This is a genomic window from Stenotrophomonas pictorum JCM 9942, from assembly GCF_001310775.1.
GTDB classification, from domain to species: domain Bacteria; phylum Pseudomonadota; class Gammaproteobacteria; order Xanthomonadales; family Xanthomonadaceae; genus Stenotrophomonas; species Stenotrophomonas pictorum.
The window spans coordinates 1-2,064 of record NZ_BAZI01000426.1 but is presented as its reverse complement, the minus strand read 5'-3'; the positions used below and the strand labels follow the sequence as shown (position 1 = coordinate 2,064).

Sequence of the window (2,064 nt, the reverse complement as noted above, 5' to 3'; positions counted from 1 at the left end):
CGGCTGCAGGCCATCGTTGAGCAGGCTCACCGACGTGTTGCCCTCATCACGCAGCGCCGCCACCGCGACCTCGGCGAAGAACCGGCGGGCGTGGTAGTGCAGCGCCTTCCAGTTGCCGTAGTAGTCCACGCTCGACCACGACGCGCCGGGCCACACGTCATTGAGCTGCCAGTACAGCGAGCCCATCGTGTACGGGCGCGAGGCACGGTGGTGCAGCGCGGCCAGCGCGATGCCCTCGGCCTGCATGGCCTGCCCCAGATAGACGAAGTCGGCGAACGAGCGCGGCGTGCCGTATTCCATCGCGATGTAATGCAGCAGGCGTGTGTTGCCTTCGCCGGCCATGAACTTCTGGTGGGCGCGGATCACCGGCCCGTCGATCTGCTGCTCGTCACGCGTGGCGAAGGCATCGACCGTGGACTGCTGCGGCCAGGCCTGCAGCCCGTATTCGGACATGAAGCGCGGGGTTTCCTTCAGGTAGGCGGTCGGCGGCAGCGCCGGCCCGCCCCAGACGTCCCAGTAGTGCTTGTCACCGCGCCGCGAGTCGTTGGCCTTGGTGTCCAGATCGTTGCTCGGCGAACTGGACCAGTACGGCACGCCCAGGCCTTCTTCGGCCACCACTGCGCGCAGGTCGTTGCCGAACAGCTCCACATAGCCCTGCCAGACCTTATCGGCGAACACCGGGTCGGCCTCCTTCAAGGTCTTGCCGTGGCCCCAATCCTTCCAGCGGTCTCTTCCTCGTTGTTGCCACACCACAGCACGATGCTGGGGTGATGCCGCAGACGGCGGATGTTGTCGCGCGCCTCGGCCACCACATTGGCGCGGAAGGCCGGATCGAAGCCGGGCTGCATGCCGCCGCCGAACATGAAGTCCTGCCAGACCAGCAGGCCCAGTTCGTCGGCGAGGTCAAAAAAGTCCTCGCTCTCGTAATAGCCGCCGCCCCAGTTGCGGACCATGTTCATGTTCGCGTCGCGCGCGCTCTGCAGGTCGCGGCGCAGGCGCTCGCGCGTCACCCGGGACGGGAACGCGTCGAACGGAATGGCGTTCACGCCCTTGGCGAACACCGGCACGCCATTGATCACGAAGGCAAAGCCTTGGCCGCCGTCGGCGTCCTCGTCACGCTGCAGCTGTACCGTGCGCAGGCCGGTGCGGATGCTGGAAGACAGCGCCTCGCCCACACCGCTGCCGATGCGCACCTGCACGGTGTAGCGTTCCTGCGCGCCGTAGCCGACCGGCCACCAGCGCCGCGGCCGGGTGATTTCGACGGGCAGCTCCAGCGTGGTGCTGCCCGGCTGCAGCGCGACCTGGCGGCGGAGCTGCGCCACCGGTTTTCCCTCCGGATCGAGCACCGCCAGCGCCACTGGCACCTTACCGGCGGCCGCACTGTGTTCGACCTGCAGCAGCACGCTCAGCGCGGCGCGGTCGGCATCCAGCGCGTCGGTGCGCACCGCCAGATCGGTGATGCGCTGGTCATCCCAGCTGTCGATATGCACCTGCCGCCAGACCCCGGCGGTGACATAGCGCGGGCCCCAGTCCCAGCCGAAGTGGTAGGCCGGCTTGCGCACGAAGTTGCCGACCATCGCGTCCTTGGGCTCATCCCCATAGGGCGAGGGATAGTTGCCGGCGATCTTGTGCTCCATCGCCTGCACCTGCGGCAGCAGCGTGCGGATCGGCGAGCGGAACACGATACGCAGCTCGTTGCCGGTGGCGCGCAGCTGCCCGTCCACCCGCGCGCGCCAGGTGCGGTGCGCGTTGTCGGCCTGCAGCAGCGGCCGGCCGTTGAGGCGGACCTCGGCAAAGGTGTCCAGACCGTCGAAACGCAGCTCGGCGTGCGGGCGCGCCAGCGTGGCCGCGTCCACATCGAAGCGCGCCCGGTATTCCCAGTCACCCAGCCCGATCCACTGCAGCCCGGCCTCGACCGCGCCCACATACGGATCGCCGATCAGGCCGTTGGCCAGCAGATCGGTATGCACGCTGCCCGGCACCGTGGCCGCGCGCCACGTCTCCATACCCGGATGCGCGGACAGCTGCGCATCACCCGGCAGCAGCCGGAAGCTCCATTGCGCC

General features: G+C 68.7%; 1 pseudogene. It reads right to left on the bottom strand.

What is annotated here, in order from left to right:
* A pseudogene (locus tag JCM9942_RS14590) lies at window positions 1-2,064 on the bottom strand (glycoside hydrolase family 2 protein); the annotation flags it as partial.